A 21,391-nucleotide genomic window follows, 5' to 3' on the forward strand; every position below is an offset into this window, starting at 1 on the left:
AAGCGCAGATGATCGGCTGCATTCCTTCATCGACACCCAACCAGGCCCACCCGCCATGATCGACTCGACAGTTGTTGAACTGTCGCGGCTGCAGTTCGCAGTCACCGCGATGTACCACTTCATCTTTCCGCCGCTGACCATGGGCCTGTCGTTCCTGCTCGGCATCATGGAGAGCGTCTATGTGATGACCGGCAAGGAGATCTGGCGACGCATGACCATGTTCTGGGGCGTGCTGTTCGGCATCAACTTCGCCATGGGCGTGGGCACCGGCATCGTGATGGAGTTCGAGTTCGGCATGAACTGGTCGTATTACAGCCATTACGTCGGCGACATCTTCGGCGCACCGCTGGCGATCGAGGGCCTGATGGCGTTCTTCCTGGAAGCGACCTTCCTGGGCCTGTTCTTTCTCGGCTGGAACCGGCTGAGCAAGGTGCAGCATCTGGCCACCACCTGGCTGGTGGCACTCGGCAGCAACTTCTCCGCGTTGTGGATCCTGATCGCCAACGGCTGGATGCAGAACCCGACCGGCGCGGTGTTCAACCCGGACACCATGCGCATGGAAGTGGTCGATTTCATGGCGGTGCTGTTCAACCCGGTGGCGCAGGCCAAGTTCGTGCACACCGTCAGCGCCGGCTACGTGCTCGGTGCGGTGTTCGTGATGTCCATCAGCGCGTTCTACCTGCTGCGCGGCAAGCATGTGGAGATGGCACGGCGTTCGTTCGCGGTGGCTGCCGCGTTCGGCCTGTTGTCGTCGCTGTCGGTGGTGGTGCTCGGCGATGAGAGCGGCTATGCCGCCAACGAACATCAGAAGATGAAGCTGGCCGCGATCGAGGCCATGTGGGAGACCGAAGCCGCGCCGGCCGACTTCACCGCGTTCGGCATTCCCAACCAGCAGACCCATCGCAACGACTACGCGATCAAGATTCCGTATCTGATGGGGTTGATCGCCACACGTTCGCTGGACCAGCCGATCCCCGGCATCCTGGAACTGGTCGGCCGTGCCGAACACCGTATCCGCGGCGGCCAGATCGCCTATGGCGCGCTGGAGCGCATCCGCGCCAACAAGGACGATGCCCAGGCACGCCAGGTCTTCAATGCGCATTGGCAGGATCTGGGCCACGGCCTGCTGCTCAAGCGCTATCGCGACGACATCGGCAATGCCACGCCGCAGCAGATCGCCCAGGCCGCCATGGACACGGTGCCGCGGGTACTGCCGTTGTTCTGGACCTTCCGCATCATGGCCGCCATCGGCATCTACCTGATTGCGTTCTTCGCCATTGCGTTCTGGTTCGCCTGCAAGCACAACTTCCAGGACAAACGCTGGTTCCTGACGGTGGCGCTGTGGACCTTGCCGCTGCCGTGGATCGCGATCGAGTGCGGCTGGTTCGTGGCCGAGTACGGCCGCCAGCCGTGGGCGGTGGAAGGCGTCCTGCCGACCTTCTATGCCGCCTCGGGACTGGACCTGTACGAAATCGTGTTGACCCTGGTCGGCTTCACCGCGCTGTACACCACGCTGCTGGTGATTGCGATCAAGCTGTCGCTGAAGACGATCCGCAAGGGCCCGGATGCGCTGTTTCCGCCGACGCACCGCACCCCGGCACCGCACAACGACTCGCCCCACGCGTCCTCACCCAACGCCCCACTGAGCACCGGCGCGCTGGCCGGCGGCGCACCGTAAGCCAGGAGAGACACCATGGATTTCATCTTGCTCGACTACACCACACTGCGCGTGATCTGGTGGCTGTTGCTTGGCGTATTGCTGTCCGGTTACGCGGTGATGGGCGGCTTCGACCTGGGCGTCAGCACCTTGCTGCCGCTGGTTGCCCGCAACGATGCCGAACGGCGGCTGGTGATCAACACCATCGGCCCGGTCTGGGAAGGCAACCAGGTGTGGCTGATCCTGGGCGGCGGCGCGATCTTCGCCGCATTCCCGCCGCTGTATGCGGTGAGTTTTTCCGGCTTCTACCTGGCGATGTTCCTGATCCTGTTCGCACTGATCCTGCGCCCGGTCGGCTTCAAGTTCCGCGGCAAGCTGGTCGATCAGCGCTGGCGCAATAACTGGGACTGGGCGTTGTTCGTCGGCGGCTGCATTCCGGCGCTGATCATGGGCGTGGCGGTCGGCAACGTGCTGCTCGGTGTGCCGTTCCACTTCGACGACAGCATGCGCATCTTCTACACCGGCAACCTGTTCGGACTGCTGACACCGTTCGCGCTGCTCGCCGGCCTGCTCAGCGTGGCCATGCTGATGGCGCACGGCGCAGCGATGCTGGTGCTCAAGACCGACGGACCGGTGGCCGCGCGCGCCGCGCGTTTCGGCAGCATCGCCGCGCTCGGCGCGGTGGCGTTGTTTGCCGCCGCCGGTGCGTGGGTGGCGCTGGGTCTGCCGGGGTATGCAGTGACCTCGGTGCTGGCCACCGATGCGCCGACCAATCCACTGGCCAAGACCGCCGCACTCACCGCGGCCGGCGGCTGGCTGCACAACTACAGCAGCATGCCGGCCACCTTGATCGCACCGCTGGTCGGCCTGATCGGGCTTGCGATGAATGCGCTGCTGTTGCGCGTACGTCGTGGCGGCCTGGCGTTCATCGCGTCGGGTTGCGCCATCGTCGGCATCGTCTTCACCGTCGGCTTTGCGTTGTTCCCGTTCCTGCTGCCCTCGTCCACCGCACCGAGCGCAAGCCTGACGCTGTGGGATGCCTCCAGCAGCCGCCTGACGCTGTGGATCATGCTGCTGGCGACCACGCTGTTCATGCCGATCGTGCTGGCCTATACGAGCTGGGTCTATCGCGTGCTCAAGGGCAAGGTCACCGCCGACGAACTGTCGGCCAATCCAAACGCCTACTGAGCAAGCCCCGCTGCGCTGCTGCGCGCATGGCGCCTGCAACGGGCCTTCAACGTCTCACGTATTTCAATGACTCAAGGAGAATGACAATGTGGTATTTCGCCTGGATCCTCGGCACCGGCCTGGCCGCACTGGCTGCGGTGCTCAACGGCATGTGGTTCGAAGCACGCGAGCCCGAGCGTGGCCAACCGCATCGGTAAAAAATATTTTCGATAGATGCTTGCCGATCTGGCATTCCCTATGTAACATACGCGGCTCCTTCGGGGTGTAGCTCAGTCTGGTAGAGCGCTACGTTCGGGACGTAGAGGTCGCAGGTTCGAATCCTGTCTCCCCGACCAGTTTCAAAACACAAAACCGGCCTCGTGCCGGTTTTGTGTTTTCAGGCGCTGGCGCATGCAGGTGCGCAGTGCGGATGGTCTGTCATGTCTGTTGTCATTGCCGCTGCCTCCCCGTCCGCCCGGTTGCGTGGTCGCGGCCTGGTGCTGGCTGCCATTTTGTTGTCCGCGTTCAATCTGCGGACCGCGGTGACCTCGTTGACGCCGCTGCTGGAACGCATTGCCGACGAGTACGCATTCGGCGCGCCCACCATGGGCGCGCTCGGCATGTTGCCGACCGCGGCATTCGCGCTCACCGGGGTCACCACGCCGGCGTTGCTGCGCCGCTACGGCCTGCTGCGCACGGCGCTGCTGTCGATGGCATTGGCCACCCTCGGCCTGGTGTTGCGCCCGCTGTTGCCGCAGACCACCGGACTGTTCATCGGATCGCTGGTGGCGCTGGCCGGCATGGGCATGGGCAACGTGGTGCTGCCGCCGCTGGTGAAGCGCTATTTCGGCGATCGCGTCGGCGGCGTCAGCACGCTCTACATCACCGTGCTGCAGGTCGGCACCCTGCTGCCGGCACTGCTGGCGGTACCGGTGGCCGATGCGCTGGGCTGGCGCAGCTCGATGGTGGTGTGGGTGTTGCCGGCGCTGCTGGCACTGGTGGCCTGGGCCATGGTGCACACCAACCACCGCCGTCTCCGCGCGACCGGACCGGCACCGGTCACCCCCACGCCCGAAGCCGAGGGCCGCGTGGCACGCACCGCCCTGGGCTGGAGCATGGCGGTGACCTTCGGCATGACCTCGCTGGTCACCTATTCGATGTTCACCTGGTTGCCGACCCTGCTGCGCGAAGCCGGCGCCTCGCCCGCGTTCGGCGGCACCATGGTGGCGTTGTTCGCCGCACTGGGCATGGTCGGTGCCTTGACCATGCCGGCGCTGGCAGTGCGCATGCGCAACCCCTTTCCGATCGTGCTGCTGTGCGCGGCCTGCCACCTGGTCGCGTTCGCCGGGCTGTGGTGGGCGCCATTGGCCGCGCCGATCCTGTGGGTGACCCTGCTCGGCCTGGGGCCGAGCACGTTTCCGCTGGCATTGGTGCTGGTCAACCAGCGCAGCCGCACCGCGGCCGGCTCGGCCGCCCTGTCCGGGTTTTCGCAGGGCATGGGCTATGCGATGAGTTGCCTGGGGCCGTTCCTGTTCGGCTGGCTGCACGCCCACCACGGCGGCTGGACCTCGCCATTCGTCTTCCTGGTGATCTGCATCCTGCTGCAACTGGCGGCAGCCTGGGTGGCCTGCCGCCCGCAGCTGCTGGAAGACGTCTGGGCACCGGCGCCGCGCGGCGCCGGCGTGGTCAACGTACCGGCAGACTGATGTAGCTGGGCTGCTCCGGGGTCACGTAGACGCGCTGGATGGCCTTTTGATAATCGCCGGGCCTGGCGAAGAAGATGTTGTCCACGTAGGTCTGCGGGTTGCGGTCGTACAGCGGAAACAGGCTGGACTGCACCTGCACCATCACCCGGTGGCCCGGCTGGAAGGTGTGGTTGGCAGTCGGCAGGCCAAACTGGAACGCCAGCGGCTGATTGGACGCCAGCGGCTTGGGCGTGCTGAAACTCTCGCGATAGCGGCCGCGGAAGATCGCCAGCGACACCGGCAATTCGTAACCGCCCATCTTCGGACTGGACGCCATCTCGTCCGGATAGACATCGATCAGTTTCACCACCCAGTCGCTGTCGCTGCCACTGGTGGAGGCCTGCAGATGCACTTCCGGTGCGCCGGCGATCTGCAGGGGTTCGGTCAGCGGCTCGGTGACGAAGGTCAGCACATCCGGGCGGCCGTCGACGAAGCGCTGGTCCTGCACCAGCCAGGTGGTCCACATGCTGCGATCGCCGAAGTCCACCGGGCGCGGCACGAACGGCACCGGCTTGGCCGGGTCGGCCACGTACTCCTCGAAGCCCGGCTGCCCCGCCGCCGGCCGCTGGAACGACAGCTTGCCGCCGGCCTGCAGGTACAGCGGCTTGCTGGCCGCTGCACAGCCCTTGGCGCAGCTGCGCGGCCAGGCCTGCAGACGGTCCCAGTGATTCTCTCCGGTGTTGTAGATGAACACGGGCGGCGTGTTCGCCTTGGGCGCGCCATCGACCAGGTATTGGTCGAAGAACGGGCGCAGCACATCGTGACGGAACTGGCGCGCGGTATCGCCGTCGAAATTCAATGCGCCCAGCGCGCTGCCATCGTAGTTGACCTGGCTGTGCCGCCACGGGCCCATCACCAGGTAGTTGAGCGTATTGCCCTTGTCGCGCGGCTCCATCGCCGCGTAGCTATGAATCGCGCCCCACATGTCCTCCTGGTCCCACAGCCCCTGCAGCCACATGGTCGGCACCTTGAGCGGCGTGCGCGCCATCACCTTGTCCAGCGCCTGCTCCTGCCAGAACGTGTCGTAGGCGGCGTGTTCGGTGAGCTTGTGCCACCACGGCAGCTGCTCCAGGCCGGCGGCCTTGGCGAAATCCCCCGCCGAGCCGGCACGCAGCAGGTTGCTGTAGTCGTCATGGCCCTGGCGCGCGATGCCGATGCCCTTGCCGCGCTGGGTGAGCTGGCCGGTGAAATAGTCGAAGTTGACCTGGCGGAACGCACCATAGTTGAACCAGTCGTCGCCCATCCAGCCGTCGATCATCGGGCTTTCCGGCACTGCGACCTTGAGCGCCGGATGCGGGTTGGTCAACGCCATCACCACGGTGAAACCTTCGTAGGACGAGCCGATCATGCCGACCCTGCCGTTGGACTCCTTCACGTTCTTCACCAGCCAGTCGATGGTGTCCCAGGCATCGGTGGCATGGTCCACCTCGCTGGGATTGAGCGCACCGCGCAGCGGCCGGGTCATCACGTAATCGCCTTCCGAGCCGTACTTGCCGCGCACGTCCTGGATCACGCGGATGTAGCCGCCTTCCACGAACACGTCATCGCCCTGTGCGAGCAGGTCCTTCATATGCGGCGAGGCCATGCGCTCGGCGCGCCCGCTGGCGTTGTACGGGGTGCGCGTCAGCACCATCGGTGCGTTGCGTGCGCCCTTGGGCAGCACGATCACCGTATGCAGCTTGACCCCGTCGCGCATCGGGATCATCACCTCGCGCTTGATGTAGTCGTTGGCGGCATCGCTGGCCACGAACGGCTTGCCGGTGATGTCCGGCGTCATCGGCGAGGTTTGCGCCAGCGCGCCGCCGGTGGCGGCGGCAATGGCAGTGGCGAGCAGGCAGGCGGCAAAACGGCGCATCGACGACTCCGGAACGTGCGGGGGGCAGTCCTCGACTGTAGGCAGGGCGCGGCCTGCCGGGGGAGTGTCAAAGGTCGTGGTTGGCGGGATGGGAACACGCGGGCCAACCGCAAGGCGCGGCCCCGGCATCTGAACCAACGGAGTCCATGTATCGCTCAGCTGGCAGCCGCGAAGGCCTGGCGAGAACAATGACCAGCGCATCACTGCCGCCAAGTCGCGCGCGATCAAGCCCAACGATCAGCAGCGAAATATGCCATTGCTCGCGCATCGCGTGCTGGAGGCGATGCTGATATCCACGATTCGCACGCAAGTCGATCGCTTCGCGCTTCCATTTTTCGAAAAGGATGTTCCCGCACATGATGGAGCGGCCTTTACCAATCAGGTGCTCATCCATGGGTATTTGCGGTTCCGTCGATCGTGTCCAGTCGGGAAGATTCACATATACCGAAAGTTCTCCGGCCCAGCAGCCGCCAGCGGGCAGCACTTCGCAGCGTGTCAACAGCCCCGACCACGCAGATGGCGTGCTGGCAGGACTGAGCAGCGCGAGCCATCGCAGGAGTGCGAGCAGATCGTCTTCAAGACAGCGCTCCCTCTCGCCGAGCCTTAGGGCTGTCAGCGAGGTCATGCAGTCCGTCAGGGCCGAGTACTACAAAGCGCCCCGCTTGAAGTCGAGCAACAAAAAGAGAAACGCTGGCTTTGAGGACGCCGTTCGAATCCACAATGCGACTGCAGAGATCTCCCGGATGCGACAGCAGGTGGATAACCTGGAAGAGGATGTGGTGTCGGCGGCCATGGATGGGAACGCGCACAACTGTGGTGAGCTGGCTACCCTGGCCGTCCACTATTTGCAGCAAGATCACAACCAGATCGCACGCCTTGCTTTCTTCAATGGAACAGCGCACACCGCCGCGATCGTCGGCCCAGTGCCGCGCGCAGGCACCTTGCCTTCGGACATGACAGATTGGGACGCGGACATCTATGTCTGCGACCCCTGGTGCAATATCGCCTGCAGGGCAAACGACTATCCCGCCGAATTCAAAGAAAAGATGGAAAAGTGGGACCGCGCCGGGAAACAGGTGTGGCTGTCAGGAACTGGCTTCGTTTCCCCAACAAGCGATGAATGGATGAGCACGGTGCTTGGAGGAGAAAAGCGGGCCACGTGATCGAGTCGATGTCGGCCAGTGGCGCTGCAATGCATAGCGCCACAGGGCTGAGCCGGCAACGCATGCCACTTCAATGGCGTACCTGGCCCTCGCCACGCACCACGAAGCGCTCCACGGTGAGCGCTTCCAGGCCCATCGGGCCGTAGGAGTGCAGGCGCGTGGTGGAGATGCCGATCTCCGCACCCAGGCCAAGCTCGCCGCCGTCGGAGAAGCGCGAGGACGCGTTGACCATCACCACGGCCGAGCGCAGCGACTGCACGAACTGCTCGGCATTGGCGGCGTCCCGGGTGGCGATCACCTCGGTGTGGTCCGAGCCGTACTGGCGGATATGCGCCAGCGCGGTGTCCAGATCCGGCACCACGCGAATGGCCAGGATCAGGTCGAGAAATTCGGCGGCGTAATCGTCGTCGCTGGCGGCGCCGATATCCGGCAACAGTGCGCGCGTTGCCGCATCGCCACGCAGCTCCACGTTACGGTCGCGCAGGGCCTGCGCGGCCGCCGGCAGGAAACGCGCGGCGATGTCGGCATGCACCAGCAAGGTCTCCAGCGCATTGCAGGCCGATGGCCGGCTGGCCTTGCCATCGACCAACAGACGCACGGCCAGATCCACGTCCGCCGACGCATCCACGAACAGATGGCACACGCCCTTGTAATGCTTGATCACCGGCACGCGCGCATGCTCGGCGACGAAGCGGATCAGTCCTTCGCCACCACGCGGAATCGCCAGATCGACGATATCGCTGAGTTGCAGCAGCTCCAGCATGGTCTCGCGGCGTAGATCCTCGATCAGCGTCAGCGCCGCTTCCGGCACGCCGGCCTCGCGCAAGGCGCGCTGCAGGGCGCGCGCAATCGCGGTATTGGAGTGGATCGCTTCCGAGCCGCCCCGCAGGATCACGCCGTTGCCGGCCTTGATGCACAGCGCTGCCGCATCGGCAGTCACATTCGGGCGTGCTTCGTAGATCATCGCGATCACCCCCAGCGGCACGCGCACCTTCTGCACGACGATGCCATTGGGGCGAACATCCTCGCGCGTGACCTGCCCGACCGGATCGGGCAATTGCGCAACCTCGCGCAAGGCTGCGGCGATGCCGGCCAGACGCCTGTCGTCCAGTGCCAGCCGGTCGAGCATGGCCGTGCCGGTGCCCTTGGCGCGGGCGGCTTCAAGATCGCGTGCGTTGGCGGCAAGGATCGATGCGGCATCGGCTTCCAGCGCGGCAGCCATCGCCTCCAACAAGGCCTGCTTGGCCTGCGCGGACAGTTGCGACAGCACTTGCGCCGCATCACGGCATTGCAGGGCGAGGGATTTGATGGTCATTGAGGAATCGGGAGTGGGGAATCGGGAATGGTAAAAGCACGCGCCATCACTTTACTGCGGCAGAATCGGCAGCGGGAAAGTTGGCTGGAAACGCTCTTGCGATTCCCGATTCCCGATTCTCAATTCCCCGCTACAAAAGCACCAGATCATCGCGATGCACCACGTTCTCGCCGTAGCTGTAGCCGAGCACGGGCTCGATCTCGCGCGAGTGGCGGCGGGCGATGCGGCGGATATCCACGGCCGAATACTGGCTGACGCCGCGTGCCAGGCAGCGCTCGCCGGCGTCGTCGCGCAGGCGGATCTCCACCATGTCGCCACGCCGGAAGTCGCCGTGCGCACTGGCCACCCCGCCCGGCAGCAGCGAGGCGCCCTTGTCGGTCAGCGCGGCGGCGGCACCGGCATCGATCAGGATTGCGCCCGCCTCCACCGGTGCGTGGCGCAGCCAGTACTTGCGGGCGGCAATGCGCGTACGCGCGGCATGGATCCGCGTGCCATGCAGGCGATCCTGCGCCAGGGCGCGCACCACATCGCCATTGCGGCCGTTGAACAGATAGGTTTCGATGCCGGCCGCACCGGCCTTGGCGGCGGCCTCCAGCTTGGTGCGCATGCCGCCGGTGCCCACGCTGCTGCCGCTGCCGCCGGCCATCGCCAGCACCTCGGCAGTGAGCTCGGCCACCTCGTCGAGCGGCCGCGCCAGCGGATTGCTGCGCGGGTCGGCGCTGTACAGCCCGTCGATATCGGTGGCGATGAACAAGGCATCGGCATCGACCAGGGCGGCGACGATCGCGGCCAGGTTGTCGTTGTCGCCCAGCTTGAGCTCGTCCACCGACACGGTGTCGTTTTCGTTGATCACCGGCAACGCGCCCAGCCGCAACAACTCGCCCAGGGTGGCGCGTGCATTGAGATAGCGGCGGCGGTTACGCAGGTCGTCGTGGGTGAGCAACACCTGCGCCACCGGGCGCTCGAAAAAGCGCTGCCAGAGCGCGATCAACTGTGCCTGCCCGAGCGCAGCCAGCGCCTGGCGTGCGGCGATCGGTGCGCCGGCCTCGGCCGCCCTGGGCAGGATCGCCCGGCCGGCCGCCACCGCACCCGACGACACGATCACCAGCTCGCGCCCGGCGGCCAGATTGGCCGAGACGAATTGCGCCAGGCCCAATGCGAACCGTGGCGACAAGCCACCGCCATCGGCGGCCAGCAGGCTGCTGCCGACCTTGAGCACTGCGCGTCGCCACGGCGGCAGCACCTGCTCGGTAAACGACACAGCAGTGGCGATGGGCGTGCTCATGGCGACGGTCTGCTCAGTGCGTGTTCCACTCATGGACGGTCAGTGTGGAGGCATCGCGCAGTACCAGCGGATCACGTGCCACGATCTGCTGCGCCTGCTGCAGGCTGTCCACGTTGACCAGCACGTAGGCGCCACCACTGCCATCGCTGAAGCCGCCGGTCAGCTCCAGCTGCCCGGCCGCCCGCAGCGTATCGAGAAATGCACGATGCGGCTGCACCACATCGGCCGGGAAATCCGGCTTGCGCATCGCCAATACCAGATAGCGCGTCGCCATCAGCCGGCCTCCTTGTCGGGTGTTGCTTCGCTACGGCCGAACGGCGTGGAAATCACCAGAAAGCGCGCTTCCCTCTCGGACAGGTTGTGCATCTGATGGGTGGAACCGGGCGGCACATGCAGGCCCTGCCCCGCGCGCAGCACATGCTGCTCGCCGTCCAGCTGCAGCATTACCTCGCCGGCCAGCACATAGAAGAAATGCCGTGCGCGGCTGTGCCGATGGCGCAGTTCGGCAGCGCCCGGCGGCATGCGTTCTTCCAGCACGCTCAGGTTGGGGTCGCGCAGCAGGTGCCAGCCATCGCTGGCCTCGCCCCAGGGATAATGTTCTGCGCTGTCGGTACTGATCACGGCCATCAGACCAGCGCCTCCCAGCGGGCACGCAGCACGTCCAGCTGCAGGTCCGCGGCGGCGCCTGGCGAGACGCGCGCGGCCAGGCTGCCTTCCGGCGTGCGGCCCTGCCCGGCGGTATCGGCCGATTCCGCCGCGGCCTTGTAGGCCTCGCGGAACGGCACACCGGCAACGGCCGCTTCCACCGCCACGTCGGTGGCGTACATGCCCGAATCGATCGCCGCACGCAGCTTGTCCGGGCGCCATTCCAGGTTGGCCAGCAGGGCCGGCAGCAGTTCCAGCGCCGCCATGCCGCGCCCGAAGCCGTGCACGATGGCGCCCTTGCTGCTCTGCAGGTCGCGGTGATAGCCCGACGGCAGCGACAGCAGCTGTTCGATCTCGGTGCGCGCGGCGGCCACGCTGGCGTGGGTGGCGCGCATCAGCTCGATCACGTCTGGGTTGCGCTTGTTCGGCATGATCGAGCTGCCGGTGGTGTACTGCGCCGGCAGCGCGACGAAGGCGAACTCGCCGCTGGTGAACAACGACAGGTCCCAGGCAATCCGGCGCAGGTCCAGCGTTGCGCTGCCAAGCGCCTCGAGCGCGGCCAGTTCGTACTTGCCACGCGAGAGCTGCGCATAGATCGGCGAGACCTGCAGCCGTGCAAAGCCCAGCTCGGCGGTGGTATGCGCACGGTCCAGCGGCAGGTTGACGCCGTAACCGGCCGCGGTACCGAGCGGATTGCTGTCCACCAGACGCAGGGTGTCGGTCGCACGCACCGCATTGTCGATAAAGGCCTCGGCCCAGCCCGCCCACCACATGCCGGCCGAGGACACCACCGCGCGCTGGATATGCGTATAGCCCGGCACCGGCAACGCGGCTTCTGCCTGCGCGCGATCCAGCGCCACCTTGGCGATCTCCGCGCCAAGCTCGGCCACGCGCTGCAGCTTGTCCTTCAACCACAGGCGGGTGGCGACCAGGATCTGGTCGTTACGGCTGCGCCCGGTGTGGATCTTGCGACCGGCATCGCCCAGCCGTTCGGTCAGGCGCGCTTCGATCGCCGAATGGCAGTCCTCGTAGCGCTCGTCCAGCACGAACGCACCGCTGCGGAAATCGGCAGCCAGCAGATCCAGTTGCTCGCTCAGCCCGCCCAGCTCCTGCAGCGACAGGATGCCGATGTGCTGCAGCCCCTGCGCATGCGCCTTGCTGGCGGCGATGTCGTACAGGAAGAACTCGCGGTCCAGGATGACGTCGTCGCCGGCCAGGAAACTCTGGATCTTGGCGTCCACCGCCACGCCGGGTTTTTGCCACAACAGATTGGTCATCGGAAAGCGTCTCGAGTAAGTCGTCCAGTTAAATCAACGCACATGGAGGTGCGGGCTCTTGCGAGGGACTCGCATCTTCGAATCCCCGCACATGGATGTGCGGGCTCTTGCGAGGGACTCGCATCATCAGCCAATCGCGGTCAATTCGTCCCAGCCCAACGCCAGGTTGAGATTCTGCATCGCCTGCGTCGCCGCGCCCTTGAGCAGGTTGTCCAGCGTGGCCACCACCACCACCCGCTTGTTGCCCGGCGCCAACGTCACGCCGCCGATCTGCACGCCATGCCTGCCGGCAATGCGGCTGACCCACGGCGCTTCATCGACGATCTCGATCAGCGGCTCGTCGGCGTAACGCTGCGTGTAGCGCGCCTGGATCTGCTCGCGTGTCAGCGGCTGCTGCAGCCACAGGTTGACGGTCATGGTGATGCCGCGAAAATGCGGCGCCACATGCGGCATGAACTCCACCGGCACGCCGAGCTGCGCAGAGACTTCGCGCTCGTGCATGTGGTTGGTCAGCGCATACGGCATCAGGTTATCGGCCAGCAGCTCGGGGTTGTTCTTGTCCGACGGCGTGGTGCCCGCACCGGAATAGCCAGACACGCCGAAACACTGCGGCGGGCCGGCCAGTTGGTCGAGCAAAGGGGCGATCGTCAGCTGCATCGCGGTGGCATAGCAACCCGGGTTGCTGATGCGCTTCTGCCCGGCGTAGTTGCCGCGCGTCAGCTCCGGCAACCCGTAATACCAGGCCGGATCGAAGCGGTAATCGGCCGACAGATCAATCAGCAGTGTCTGCGGCCTGGCCGCATCGATCGCCGCGACGAAGGGTTCGGCCTTGCCGTTGGGCAATGCCAGGATCACCACGTCGGCGGCCTTGGCGGCCACCGCGTCGGCATCCAGGCTCTCGTAGCGCAATTCGCCGCGATACGCAGCGTTGTGGTCGGCCACCGGCTGCCCGGCCAGTTCGCGCGAGGACACGAACAGCAGCTGCAGATGCGGGTGTGCCACCACCAGCTTGATCAATTCCGATCCGGTATGCCCGCGGGCACCGACGATGCCGATGGTCGTTGCTTGAACAGTCATGCGTTTGCTTCCAGGCGGAACTGCAGGTGGCGTTTGACCCCGGCCCATTCCGTATCGATGATGGAGAACACCACGGTATCGCGCGGTGTGCCGTCAGGGTGACGGGTGTGATTGCGCAGCACGCCGTCCTGCTTTGCACCGAGCCGCGCAATCGCCGCGCGCGAGGTGTGATTGAACCAGCTGGTCTCGAACACCACGCTCAGGCAGCCCAGCGTTTCGAAGGCGTGCTGCAGCAGCATCCGCTTGGTGTCGGTATTGACGCCGCTGCGCTGCACGCGCGGCGCGTACCAGGTGTAGCCGATCGACAGCTTGGGCACTGTCGCATCCAGCCCGTAATAGCGCGTGCAGCCGACGATCTCACCGGCCGCATCGCGTACCACGTAAGGCAGCACCCGCCCGTCGGCTTGCGCATCCAAGGCCGCGCCCACGTAGTCATCCACCTGCGCCGGTGCCGGCACGCCGGTGTACCACAGCCGCGACAAGGCCCCATCGCCCAGCGCGCCGCGCAGACCATCGGCATGCGCAGCCTGCAATGGTTCCAGTGTTGCGTGTTGCCCGCGTAGCGTGGGCAGCTCGCGCCAAAGCGATGGCAATGCGACGGGCGCCATCGTACTCAGCCCAGCAGCGTCGGCTGGCGCGTCGCACAATGCGCCACGCAATGCTGGATCTGCTCGAAGGTCTCCAGCCCGTACCAGAACACCTTCCACTTCTCCTGCTTGATGCAACCGTCGGACTCGGCGTAGTAGAAGATGTTGACCTGGTTGTTGTGCCGCGAGCGCCAGAACAGCTGCGGAGTCTCCTCGCGCATCACGTTCCATACCGCACGGCCCAGGCCTTCGCCCTGCGCATCGTCGAGCACGGCGAACTTGTCCAGGTAGATCAACGCGCTTGCACCCAGCATGCCCTCATCGGTGAGGATCACCGCCGCGCGATAGTTCTCGCTGACGTAGGCGCGCAGCAACCTGGTGCTGCTGAAGTACTCGGGCACCAGCGTGCGGCCGAAGCTGGATTCGATCAGGGTCTTGAGCCGTGGCAGGTCCAGTTCGTCCCAGGAGGTCGCGCGCAACACGCGCTCGCCGCGCCGCACCAGCGTGCCCGAGCCCTTGTGCGTGAACAGCTCCTTGGCCAGATCCGCCGGCCGGGTGATCGATACCGATGATTCCAGCGGCAGGCGATCGAGCAGGTCCTTGATCTGTTCGATCTTGACCCGCATCCCGCCATTGATCCACGGCTGCTGCATCAGGTGATCGAACTCGGTGGACAGGTTGATCGAATCGATCACCTTGCCATCGGCATCCAGCAGACCGCCGGTGCCGGTGAGGAAGATGATCTTGTATGGCTGCAGCTCCTGCACCAGTTCGTTGGCGGCAAAATCCGCGTTGATGTTGAGGATCTGCCCGCTCGGCGTCTCGCCCAGGCTGGTGATGACCGGAATCGAGCCGGCCTGCAGGCTGGCTTCGATCGGCGCCAGGTTCACCGCCTTGACCTCGCCGACCAGGCCATAGGTGTCGCGATCCAGATACTGCGCTTCGAACACGCCGCCGGTGATCGAGGTCGCACGCGCGCCATTCTGCTGCAGCGCTTCGACCAGCTTGAGGTTGGAGGCCTGGAACACCTTGCGCACGATCGCCAGCGCTTCGGGCGAAGTCACCCGCAAGCCGTTGACGGTCTGTTTTTCGATGCCCGCTGCAGACAGCTCCGCATCCAGCTGCGGGCCGGCGCCATGCAGCACGATCGGGGTCAGGCCCACTTCCTGCAGGAACGACAGCGAGGAGGTCAGCGCGTCCAGGTCGTCGCGCAGCACCGCGCCGCCCACCTTGACCACCGCAAAGCGTTTGGCATCCAGCTGCGAGAAACGCTTGAGGTACTGGCTGATTTCCTTGGCGCTGGCCATGCTCGAAAGCAGGCGCACGATGGTCTGACGGGTCTGTTTGTGGGGCTGTGCGGAGAGGGACATTGCCGTGATCGAAGAGAGGAATGGCCGCGCCAGGCGCGGAACGCGGCTTCAGTTGCAGCCGTTGATGATGCGATGGACCGACTCGGCGTAACGCTGCAACTGCGCAAGCGTCACGAATTCGTCGGCGGTGTGCGCCTGGGCGATATCGCCCGGTCCGTACACCAGTGCGGTATAGCCACCGGCCGAGAACAGCGAGGCCTCGGTCCAGAAATCCACTGCATTGCCGATCGGCAGGTCCAGCGCATCGGCGACATCGCGTGCGGCCAGGCGGCGCTCTTCTGCACGCGCGATGTCACCCGACGGCAGGCTTGGCCCGCGGAAGGTTTCTTCGAAATGCGCCGCGAGCGGATCGGCAAATCCGGCAAACGTGGCCAGCAAGCCATCCACGTCCATCGACGGCAGCGGACGAAAGCCGAAACGCAGCTCGGCCGCCGGGGCGATCATGTTGGCCTTGATGCCACCCTCGACGCGGCCGATGTTGAAACGCAGGCCGGTCAGGCCGCCGAAGCGCGCATGCGCCAGCGACTCGACATGCTCCAGTGCCCTGCCGCCCCAGCGCATCGCCTGGTGCAGCGCACTGGCGGATGGATCCTGCTTGCCCGACGCATGCCCGGCACGCCCGGCAAAGCGCATCAGCACCGAGCTGATCCCGCGATGCGCCAGCACCGCCTCGCTCATGGTCGGCTCGGCGACCAGCACCGCCTCATACGGCACGCCGCGCGCCAGGAACGCGGCGATGCAGCGCGGGTCGTTGGCTTCCTCGTCGGAGGAAAACAGGAATGCCGCATCGCCCTGCCCGGCATTGGCCGCCGCCACCAGCGCCGCTGCCGCCCCCTTGATGTCGCAGACGCCCAGACCGATCACGCGATCGTCGGTACGCCGCATCACGTGCGGATCGGCACTCCAGTGCGGCGAATCCGGCACCGTATCCAGATGCACGTTGAACAGGTACTTGGGCGCACCGCGCACCGCATACAGGCTCACCGCACCGGCACCGTGGTCGATCACCTCGACCTGGAACCCGGGCAGCTGCGCGCGCAGATAATCGAAGATGCCGCCCTCGGCAGCGATCGCCCGCGGCGGGTTGCGGGTGTCGAAGGACACCAGCTTTTCCAGATGCGTCAGTGTGTTGTCGAGCAGTGTGGTCATTGATCGCGTCTTGATTGCGTCGGCCAGAGGGTGGTCGGTCTTTCTAACGCCCCTCTGGCCCTTCCCCCGCCTGCGGGGGAAGGTGCCCGACAGGGCGGATGGGGGCATGCGGCAGGTCGCCCTCATCCGGCGCGATGCGCCAGCTTCTCCCGCACGCGGGAGAAGCAAGATGCCGGCTGCCTGCGGAGCGGTCGCCTCAGCGATTCACCTGCGCATACAGCGTCGAGCTCATCCCGAACAGCTTGATGAAGCCTTCCGCCTCTTCCACGCCCCAGTCGGCCGACTGCGCATAGGTCGCGCCCTTGGTGTTGAGCAGATGCGGCGAACGCACCGCCACCGCATCGACGCGGCCACCCCGGGTTTCCAGCGTGACCTCGCCGTTGACCTTGGACTGCGACGACTTCAGAAACGCCTCGATATCGGTCTTGAGCGGGTCGTGGTAGAAACCTTCGTACACCAGCTCCACCCACTTGCGCGCCACGTCCGGCTTGAAGCGGTTCTGCTGCTTGGTCAGCACCGCATCTTCCAGCGCGCGGTGCGCGGTCAGCAGCGAAATCAGGCCGGGCGCTTCGAACACGATGCGGCCCTTCAAACCGATCACGGTGTCGCCGGTATACACGCCGCGGCCCACGCCGTAGGGCGCGAACAGCTTGTTGAGCTGGGCCAGGATCTGCTCGCCGGGCAGCGTCTTGCCGTTGAGCGCGACCGCCTCGCCTTCGACGAACGTCAGGGTGACGGTCAGCGCTTCGGCCGGCCACTCGCTGCGCGGCGCGCACCAGCCACGCGCACCTTCGCCCGGCGCTTCCCACCGGTCGATCTCGCCGCCGGACATGGTCAGCCCAAGCAGGTTCTCGTTGATGGTGTAGGCCTGCTGCTTGGCGCGCACGCCGAAGCCGCGCTCTTCCAGATACTTCTGCTCGTAGGCGCGGGTCTGGGTGTGCTCCTTCTGGATCTCGCGGATCGGCGCGACGATCTGGTAGTCGCCCAGCGCCTTGACCGCCAGGTCGAAGCGCACCTGGTCGTTGCCCATGCCGGTGCAGCCGTGGGCGATGCTGCGCGTGCCCAGTTCTTCGGCGCGCTTGAGCGCGGCATCGACGATCAGGTAACGGTCGGACACCAGCAACGGGTACTGGCCCTGGTAGCCCTCGCCGGCCCACACGAACGGCTTGACGAAGCCCTGCCAGATGGCCGGACCGCCATCGACGGTGACATGGCTGGCCGCGCCCAGCTCGGCGGCGCGCTTCTCGATGAAGTCGCGTTCCTCCGCATCCACGCCGCCGGTATCGGCGAACACGGTGTGCACCGCATAGCCCTGCGCCTGCAGATACGGAATGCAGAAGCTGGTGTCGAGGCCGCCGGAGAAGGCGAGAACGATATCCTTATTTGTGCCGGGATTGGAGAGTGGGGATTCGGGATTGGTGGAAGCGGTCTGCTGCGACATGGGGGTCTCTTTAGAAGTTGACTAGGTTGGGTCGGGAGCCGGGTTCGCCGTTGCGAATCCCAAATCCCCAATCACGAATCCCGGCTGCCCTGGCCCACCAGGGCAGCCATGATCGCCTTCTGGACATGCAGGCGGTTCTCGGCCTCGTCGATGGCGATGCAGTTGGGCGAATCCATCACCGCGTCGGTGGCCTTGACGTTGCGACGCAGCGGCAGGCAGTGCGAGAACACGCCGTTGTTGGTCAGCGCCATCTTGCGTTCGTCGACGATGAAGTGCTGGTACTGGTCGCGGATCGGCTTTTCCGGCTCCCAGTTGCCGAAGAACGGCAGTGCGCCCCAGCTCTTGGCATACACCACGTCGGCGCCGGCATAGGCGCTGTCGATATCGTGGCTGACCTGTAGCGAGCCGCCGCTTTCGGCCACGTTCTGCGCTGCCCAGTCCATGTAGCGCTCGTCCAGGATGTAGTCCGGCGTCGGGCACAGCAGGGTCACGTCCATGCCCATGCGGGTGGCGATGGTCAGCGCGGAATTGGCCACCGCGGTGTTCAACGGTTTGGGGTGATAGGTCCAGGTGAGCACGTACTTCTTGCCGCGCAGATCCTGGGTGCCGAAGTGTTCCTGCAAGGCCAGCGCGTGCGCCAGCTCCTGGCATGGGTGGGTGATCGTCTCCATGTTGATCACCGGCACCGGCGAGTACCGGGCGAAGCTCCTGAGCACCTGGTCCTCGCGGTCCTTGGACCAGTCGACGAACTTCGGGAATGCGCGCACGCCGATCAGGTCGACATAGCGGCCCAGCACGCGCGCCACTTCGGCGATGTGCTCCTCGGTGTCGCCATCCATCACCGTGCCCAGATTGAACTCGATCGGCCAGGCATCCTTGCCCGGCTGCAGCACCACTGCATGCCCGCCCAGCTGGAACGCGCCCAGCTCGAAGCTGGTCCGCGTGCGCATGGACGGGTTGAAGAACACCAGCGCGATCGACTTGCCCTTCAGCTCGCTTCCCAGCTTGTTGCGTTTGAACAACGCAGCCTGGGTCAACAGCGCGTCCAGTTCGGCGCGGCTCCAGTCCTGGGTGTTCAAGAAGTGCTTCAGTGACATCGATCGGTCCTTGTGCTGCGTGCTTCTGCTGCGTGGTCCGCCAGGAGCGACGGGGTGCGCGACATGCGCGTTTCTTGCGGTTGAAACTTTTGTGACGTCAAAACGAAAAAACCCAGCCTCAGGGCTGGGTTTTCAACAGCGGAACAGCCAAACGCTCCGGTTACCCAGCGAAAATGTGGGATTCCGGTCGGCGGGCACGCGAGGTCATGCCGGAGGCCATCCGGGCGGCGCTGGTGTCGTGCTGAAAGGCGTTTGCGTGCATAGGGCGCGAATCCTCGCATGCATGCGGGTACGGCGCAACCGCTGCGCAGCTCAACGCGGCGGCGCGACGATGGCGTCGGGGATGTAGGGGGTAACCGACACACGGATGCGCAGCCGATTGCCCGGGTCTTCCGGCAGCCGCGAGCGGTACTTGGTGCCCTTGTAGACGTAGTCCACGTCGAAGGCGATCGGCCGCCGGAACTCGCGTGGCACTTCCACCACCCGGCAGTTGCGCCGCGTGCTGGTCGGTGGCACCGCCATCGGCACGGCGGCCGGCTCGGGGCGCCGCGAGAACATCTCCTTGACCGAATCCACCATCCGGTTGATGCGGCCTTCGTCCTCGGCCGGCACCACCGGCGCGACCGGCTCGGCCTCGCACTGCTCTTCGATGCGGGTGGCACGCAAGGTCTGGTAGACCGGCTCGACGTTGAGCACCTGCGCGTAATCCAGCTTCACGTTCTCGATCACCACCACCCTGTTCTTGGGATCGGTCTCTGCCGCATGCGCTGACGGTGCCTGCCAGGCGAACACACACAGCAGCAGGAAGAACGGGGAAGGTCGCATCAGTACCAGGGGGGCGGAGCGAAGCAATACGTAAGTGTATGGAGCTTGCGATCCCTTGGGCTGAACGCAGCCCATCCGGTCACCGGCATCGTGGTAGGCAGACGGCTGGTTCGCCATCCCGCCGCGACCGGCTAGAATCGCCCGGTTATCCTTTTCCAGATGCCGATGAGCCTGCGCCTGCACAACAACCTGACGCGGCGGGTCGAGCCGTTCGCGCCGCTCGATCCGTCCAGCCCCACCCTGTATGTGTGCGGCCCCACCGTCTACAACTACGCGCATATCGGCAACGCCCGCGGCCCGGTCGTGTTCGATGTGCTGGCCGCACTGCTGCGGCGGCGCTTCGGGGCGCTGCGCTACGCGCGCAACATCACCGACGTGGACGACAAGATCAATGCCGCCGCGCAGGCGCAGGGCGTGCCGATCTCGACCATCACCGACCGCTTCGCGGCGATCTATCGCCAGGACATGGCCGCGCTCGGCGTGCTGCCGCCGGACATCGAACCGGAAGCCACCGCGCATATCCCGCAGATCGTGGCGATGATCGAGCAGCTGATCACCAATGGGCATGCCTATGCCGCCGAGGGCCATGTGCTGTTCGCGGTGGCCAGCTTCGCGCACTACGGCAAGCTCTCGCGCCGCGATCCGGACGAGATGCTGGCCGGCGCGCGCGTGGACGTGGCGCCGTACAAGCGCGACCCGGGCGACTTCGTGCTGTGGAAGCCGTCCAGCGACGAGCTGCCCGGCTGGGACTCGCCCTGGGGCCGCGGCCGCCCGGGCTGGCATATCGAATGCTCGGCGATGGCCGCCGCACACCTGGGCCCGACCATCGACATCCATGCCGGCGGCGTGGACCTGCAGTTCCCGCATCACGAGAACGAGATTGCGCAGAGCGAATGTGCGCATGGCGGCGCCACCTTCGCCCGCTTCTGGCTGCACAATGGCATGCTCAATTTCAGCGGCGCCAAGATGAGCAAGTCGCTGGGCAACATCGAGACCGTGCACGACCTGATCGCCAGGCATCCGCCCGAGGCGCTGCGCTACGCGCTGCTGAGCGCGCATTACCGGCAGCCGCTGGACTGGTCCGATGGCTTGATCGAACAGGCCAAGAACACGCTGGATCGGCTGTACGGCACCGTGCGCGACCTGGCCGCGGCCGAGCACGCCGCAGGGATCGCCCCCGCGCCGCTGGCCACGATTCCCGACGAGGTGGAGGCCGCGCTCGACGACGACCTCAACACCCCGCTTGCGCTGTCGGTCATCGCCAGCATCGCCTCCGAGGCCCGCGCGCTGCGCACCCAACTCGCGCATGGCGGCGACGCACCGGCAGGTGTTGCCGCGCTGTCCGCGCTGAAGTCCCGGCTGCTCGGCGCAGGCCTGGCACTGGGATTGCTGCAGCAGGATCCGGCCGCCTGGTTCTCGCGCGGCACCGACGCCGGCGACGATGCGCGCATCACTGCGCTGGTCGAAGAACGCAATGCCGCGAAGAAGGCCAGGGATTTTGCCCGCGCCGATGCCATCCGTACGCAGCTGGCCGACGAAGGCATCGTGCTGGAAGACACCCCGCAAGGCGTGCGTTGGAAGCGCGCATGACCCTCTTTCCTTCTCCCGTCGGGAGAAGGTGCCCCGCCGGGGCGGATGAGGCTGCGAGCGAAGCCACATGCATCTTCCTTGAGGTAAGGGCGACGCCACCCGCATCGAATTCCAGCGAGGCGTCACCCCTACCCTCACCCCCAGCC

At 65.8% G+C, this 21,391-nt stretch carries 20 protein-coding genes and 1 tRNA gene; 7 read left to right on the top strand and 14 right to left on the bottom strand.

The window, feature by feature from the left end:
* Positions 1-55 precede the first annotated feature (55 nt).
* The 5 genes from EO139_RS10315 to EO139_RS10335 all read left to right on the top strand — a co-directional run bounded on the left by EO139_RS10315 (position 56) and on the right by EO139_RS10335 (position 4,530).
* The gene (locus EO139_RS10315; RefSeq protein WP_104586081.1) at positions 56-1,678 is read left to right on the top strand and encodes a cytochrome ubiquinol oxidase subunit I; all 1,623 of its coding nucleotides are present in this window, start codon (positions 56-58) and stop codon (positions 1,676-1,678) included.
* A 15-nt stretch (positions 1,679-1,693) separates the two neighbouring features.
* Entirely contained in the window at positions 1,694-2,845 is a 1,152-nt protein-coding gene (gene cydB / locus EO139_RS10320) for a cytochrome d ubiquinol oxidase subunit II (RefSeq protein ID WP_104586060.1), read from the top strand.
* An 86-nt stretch (positions 2,846-2,931) separates the two neighbouring features.
* A complete protein-coding gene (gene cydX / locus EO139_RS10325) occupies positions 2,932-3,042 on the top strand; it encodes a cytochrome bd-I oxidase subunit CydX (protein WP_016903201.1) in 111 nt (36 codons plus the stop codon).
* A 61-nt stretch (positions 3,043-3,103) separates the two neighbouring features.
* Positions 3,104-3,180, top strand: a tRNA-Pro gene (locus EO139_RS10330).
* Positions 3,181-3,303: 123 nt separating this feature from the next.
* Positions 3,304-4,530, top strand: coding sequence for an MFS transporter (locus EO139_RS10335; protein WP_164739812.1), 1,227 nt, complete (start codon positions 3,304-3,306; stop codon positions 4,528-4,530).
* Here the strand turns inward: EO139_RS10335 and EO139_RS10340 are convergent.
* Together EO139_RS10340 and EO139_RS10345 are read right to left on the bottom strand one after the other, a co-directional pair.
* Positions 4,511-6,424: a CocE/NonD family hydrolase gene (locus EO139_RS10340; protein WP_126970445.1), complete on the bottom strand. Its 1,914-nt coding sequence runs from the start codon at positions 6,422-6,424 to the stop codon at positions 4,511-4,513. The genes EO139_RS10335 and EO139_RS10340 overlap by 20 nt on opposite strands.
* Before the next feature lie 67 nt (positions 6,425-6,491).
* A complete protein-coding gene (locus EO139_RS10345; protein ID WP_126970448.1) occupies positions 6,492-7,049 on the bottom strand; it encodes a hypothetical protein in 558 nt (185 codons plus the stop codon).
* 37 nt (positions 7,050-7,086) lie between these two features.
* On the opposite strand from EO139_RS10345, the gene EO139_RS10350 reads away from it, so the two are divergent.
* Positions 7,087-7,587, top strand: coding sequence for a hypothetical protein (locus EO139_RS10350; protein WP_241235943.1), 501 nt, complete (start codon positions 7,087-7,089; stop codon positions 7,585-7,587).
* A 70-nt stretch (positions 7,588-7,657) separates the two neighbouring features.
* Here the strand turns inward: EO139_RS10350 and EO139_RS10355 are convergent, their stop codons facing one another.
* The 12 genes from EO139_RS10355 to EO139_RS10410 form a co-directional block, all read right to left on the bottom strand.
* Complete coding sequence (locus tag EO139_RS10355; RefSeq protein WP_126970452.1) at positions 7,658-8,902, bottom strand: glutamate-5-semialdehyde dehydrogenase; 1,245 nt, start codon at positions 8,900-8,902, stop codon at positions 7,658-7,660.
* A gap of 130 nt (positions 8,903-9,032) precedes the next feature.
* Entirely contained in the window at positions 9,033-10,187 is a 1,155-nt protein-coding gene (gene proB, locus EO139_RS10360; RefSeq protein ID WP_126970454.1) for a glutamate 5-kinase, read from the bottom strand.
* A gap of 13 nt (positions 10,188-10,200) precedes the next feature.
* The gene (locus EO139_RS10365) at positions 10,201-10,461 is read right to left on the bottom strand and encodes a YciI family protein (protein WP_115676911.1); all 261 of its coding nucleotides are present in this window, start codon (positions 10,459-10,461) and stop codon (positions 10,201-10,203) included.
* A complete protein-coding gene (locus tag EO139_RS10370) occupies positions 10,461-10,814 on the bottom strand; it encodes a cupin domain-containing protein (protein WP_164739245.1) in 354 nt (117 codons plus the stop codon). The genes EO139_RS10365 and EO139_RS10370 overlap by 1 nt, the downstream gene beginning before the upstream one ends.
* Positions 10,814-12,109: an argininosuccinate lyase gene (locus tag EO139_RS10375; protein WP_126941820.1), complete on the bottom strand. Its 1,296-nt coding sequence runs from the start codon at positions 12,107-12,109 to the stop codon at positions 10,814-10,816. The genes EO139_RS10370 and EO139_RS10375 overlap by 1 nt, the downstream gene beginning before the upstream one ends.
* 126 nt (positions 12,110-12,235) lie before the next feature.
* Positions 12,236-13,186, bottom strand: a complete 951-nt coding sequence (argC, locus tag EO139_RS10380; protein ID WP_126970456.1) for an N-acetyl-gamma-glutamyl-phosphate reductase — start codon at positions 13,184-13,186, stop codon at positions 12,236-12,238.
* Positions 13,183-13,794, bottom strand: coding sequence for a GNAT family N-acetyltransferase (locus tag EO139_RS10385; RefSeq protein WP_126970458.1), 612 nt, complete (start codon positions 13,792-13,794; stop codon positions 13,183-13,185). The genes argC and EO139_RS10385 overlap by 4 nt, the downstream gene beginning before the upstream one ends.
* Before the next feature lie 5 nt (positions 13,795-13,799).
* On the bottom strand, positions 13,800-15,143 hold the full coding sequence (locus EO139_RS10390; RefSeq protein WP_126970460.1) for an acetylglutamate kinase: 1,344 nt from the start codon (positions 15,141-15,143) through the stop codon (positions 13,800-13,802).
* A 48-nt stretch (positions 15,144-15,191) separates the two neighbouring features.
* Entirely contained in the window at positions 15,192-16,292 is a 1,101-nt protein-coding gene (locus EO139_RS10395; RefSeq protein ID WP_126970462.1) for an acetylornithine deacetylase, read from the bottom strand.
* A 196-nt stretch (positions 16,293-16,488) separates the two neighbouring features.
* Entirely contained in the window at positions 16,489-17,733 is a 1,245-nt protein-coding gene (locus EO139_RS10400) for an argininosuccinate synthase (protein WP_126941812.1), read from the bottom strand.
* A gap of 71 nt (positions 17,734-17,804) precedes the next feature.
* A complete protein-coding gene (locus EO139_RS10405; RefSeq protein WP_126970464.1) occupies positions 17,805-18,830 on the bottom strand; it encodes an N-acetylornithine carbamoyltransferase in 1,026 nt (341 codons plus the stop codon).
* A gap of 312 nt (positions 18,831-19,142) precedes the next feature.
* Positions 19,143-19,634, bottom strand: a complete 492-nt coding sequence (locus tag EO139_RS10410; protein WP_164739250.1) for a hypothetical protein — start codon at positions 19,632-19,634, stop codon at positions 19,143-19,145.
* A gap of 186 nt (positions 19,635-19,820) precedes the next feature.
* Between EO139_RS10410 and cysS the strand changes: the two genes are divergently transcribed.
* Positions 19,821-21,245, top strand: coding sequence for a cysteine--tRNA ligase (gene cysS / locus EO139_RS10420; RefSeq protein WP_164739806.1), 1,425 nt, complete (start codon positions 19,821-19,823; stop codon positions 21,243-21,245).
* Positions 21,246-21,391: the final 146 nt, after the last annotated feature.

Source organism: Xanthomonas sp. BRIP62411, assembly GCF_003993525.1.
In the GTDB taxonomy this organism is placed as follows: Bacteria; Pseudomonadota; Gammaproteobacteria; order Xanthomonadales; family Xanthomonadaceae; genus Xanthomonas; species Xanthomonas euroxanthea.

What these genes read in the sequence shown, in the direction of transcription:
- EO139_RS10315 (WP_104586081.1), top strand. Translation starts at nt 56, where the DNA reads ATGATCGACTCGACAGTTGTTGAACTGTCGCGGCTGCAGTTCGCAGTC.
- cydB (WP_104586060.1), top strand. Translation starts at nt 1,694, where the DNA reads ATGGATTTCATCTTGCTCGACTACACCACACTGCGCGTGATCTGGTGG.
- cydX (WP_016903201.1), top strand. Translation starts at nt 2,932, where the DNA reads ATGTGGTATTTCGCCTGGATCCTCGGCACCGGCCTGGCCGCACTGGCT.
- EO139_RS10340 (WP_126970445.1), bottom strand. Translation starts at nt 6,424, where the DNA reads ATGCGCCGTTTTGCCGCCTGCCTGCTCGCCACTGCCATTGCCGCCGCC.
- EO139_RS10345 (WP_126970448.1), bottom strand. Translation starts at nt 7,049, where the DNA reads ATGACCTCGCTGACAGCCCTAAGGCTCGGCGAGAGGGAGCGCTGTCTT.
- EO139_RS10355 (WP_126970452.1), bottom strand. Translation starts at nt 8,902, where the DNA reads ATGACCATCAAATCCCTCGCCCTGCAATGCCGTGATGCGGCGCAAGTG.
- proB (WP_126970454.1), bottom strand. Translation starts at nt 10,187, where the DNA reads ATGAGCACGCCCATCGCCACTGCTGTGTCGTTTACCGAGCAGGTGCTG.
- EO139_RS10365 (WP_115676911.1), bottom strand. Translation starts at nt 10,461, where the DNA reads ATGGCGACGCGCTATCTGGTATTGGCGATGCGCAAGCCGGATTTCCCG.
- EO139_RS10370 (WP_164739245.1), bottom strand. Translation starts at nt 10,814, where the DNA reads ATGGCCGTGATCAGTACCGACAGCGCAGAACATTATCCCTGGGGCGAG.
- EO139_RS10375 (WP_126941820.1), bottom strand. Translation starts at nt 12,109, where the DNA reads ATGACCAATCTGTTGTGGCAAAAACCCGGCGTGGCGGTGGACGCCAAG.
- argC (WP_126970456.1), bottom strand. Translation starts at nt 13,186, where the DNA reads ATGACTGTTCAAGCAACGACCATCGGCATCGTCGGTGCCCGCGGGCAT.
- EO139_RS10385 (WP_126970458.1), bottom strand. Translation starts at nt 13,794, where the DNA reads ATGGCGCCCGTCGCATTGCCATCGCTTTGGCGCGAGCTGCCCACGCTA.
- EO139_RS10390 (WP_126970460.1), bottom strand. Translation starts at nt 15,143, where the DNA reads ATGTCCCTCTCCGCACAGCCCCACAAACAGACCCGTCAGACCATCGTG.
- EO139_RS10395 (WP_126970462.1), bottom strand. Translation starts at nt 16,292, where the DNA reads ATGACCACACTGCTCGACAACACACTGACGCATCTGGAAAAGCTGGTG.
- EO139_RS10400 (WP_126941812.1), bottom strand. Translation starts at nt 17,733, where the DNA reads ATGTCGCAGCAGACCGCTTCCACCAATCCCGAATCCCCACTCTCCAAT.
- EO139_RS10405 (WP_126970464.1), bottom strand. Translation starts at nt 18,830, where the DNA reads ATGTCACTGAAGCACTTCTTGAACACCCAGGACTGGAGCCGCGCCGAA.
- cysS (WP_164739806.1), top strand. Translation starts at nt 19,821, where the DNA reads ATGAGCCTGCGCCTGCACAACAACCTGACGCGGCGGGTCGAGCCGTTC.